This is a genomic window from Pseudoalteromonas sp. BSi20495, from assembly GCF_000241185.1.
Taxonomy (GTDB): Bacteria; Pseudomonadota; Gammaproteobacteria; order Enterobacterales; family Alteromonadaceae; genus Pseudoalteromonas; species Pseudoalteromonas fuliginea.
The window spans coordinates 1-862 of record NZ_BADY01000206.1; the positions used below are offsets into that span (position 1 = coordinate 1).

1 pseudogene is annotated in these 862 nt (G+C 42.6%); it reads right to left on the reverse strand.

Going from position 1 to position 862, the window contains the following annotated elements:
• Positions 1-410: 410 nt before the first annotated feature.
• Positions 411-862 (reverse strand): annotated as a pseudogene (locus P20495_RS21200) (ribonuclease E); the annotation flags it as partial.

The following is an 862-nucleotide window of genomic DNA, read 5'->3' on the forward strand; positions in this document are numbered from 1 at the left end:
ACTACTTTTTACGGGCTTTGTGCCCGTCACGCCAACAAGTTGTGCGTCTACAGGTTAATCTTATTCGGTTTTAAATTTCGGCTGAAGTCGTGAAGCTTGCTTACACGAGAAGCACCGCTTCTGTTTATTTAATTTCTTTGCTAATAAAACACCACTTAAAGATCTATTGCACAAAGAGAAGTGAAAGAGGAGTAAATGAGAAACACAAGCGATGGTTTACTAGCGGGGCTTATTTAAGTTAGCAAGACTTAGCTTTTTTACTACCTCTAAAAGCGCAGCGTCTCTTTACCTCTTTGTGAATAAATCGCTTATTGTGGGCGTGAAGAAACTTTAATAATTATTCAAATCATATAAACAAAAAAGCCCCGCTATTGAGTACATAGCGGGGCGTTTTTAATGAGCGTTAGTTACTAATCAGCACTCATTGTTTTAGTCATTGCAGAGCTTGCACGACCAGCAGGTTTGATTGAGCCTGCACGTAAGCCACTGTCGGGTACTAGTTCACGTTTGTCGTGAGCCATTGCAACAGAGATATGTTTTACTTCGCTATCAGCTACAGGAGTAGGTTGTGCCATTGGCGCACTTGCAGATCCTTGCGAAACGACGGTTTTAACATGCTGTACTGATTTTTCAACTTTAGCTGGTTGCTCAGTCACTACAGGTGCTTCAACTTTAGCTGGTTGCTCAGTCACTACAGGTGCTTCAACTTTAGCTGGTTGCTCAGTCACTACAGGTGCTTCAACTTTAGCTGGTTGCTCAGTCACTACAGGTGCTTCAACTTTAGCTGGTTGCTCAGTCACTACAGGTGCTTCAACTTTAGCTGGTTGCTCAGTCACTACAGGTGCTTCAACTTTAGCTGGTT